Source organism: Arthrobacter sp. 10T419 (assembly GCF_056394105.1).
The window spans coordinates 1-462 of sequence record NZ_JBFTHF010000043.1; the positions used below are offsets into that span (position 1 = coordinate 1).

Genomic DNA, 462 nt, shown 5'->3' on the forward strand with positions numbered 1-462 from the left:
GGGCGGTGGAGGGTTCACCTGCTGCATCAGCATCCCACGCGCCTGGGCGGTGGAGGGTTCACCTGCTGCATCAGCATCCCACGCGCCTACAAGCCCGGCATGACGGTAACGGTCTGGGGGAGCGATTGGGATGGAGAGAACGCCATAAAGCGCGTCGTGGAAGTGCCACGGTATGGCCCCGACGAGGGCGGCCGGTTCGCTGTCCATTTCCTGCGCGGCGGCGAGGTCAAGGTGTTCGTCACCATGATGGGCCTCGGGCATCCGGACTATCCGCTCAAGGGTGAGGATGCCGAACTGTGACAAAAACTCTATCCATGCCTGCCAATACGCGTCATTGCCGCGAAACGAAATGGTTCCCCTCAGTCTGGCGTCTTTGCCTATTGGCCGGGCTGTGCYTGCCACTGACAGGATGCAYCGAAGACCAGATGACGTTGAATCTGGTGGGCAACAACCATACCGACA

Annotated in this window: 1 protein-coding gene; it reads left to right on the forward strand. The window is 60.9% G+C overall.

The genetic code is table 11. The features are described from left to right. The coding region (locus AC1DBD_RS17790) for a DUF3304 domain-containing protein (RefSeq protein ID WP_476982715.1) at positions 1–300 on the forward strand (300 nt) is incomplete at its 5' end. Between the last annotated feature and the right edge of the window lie 162 nt (positions 301–462).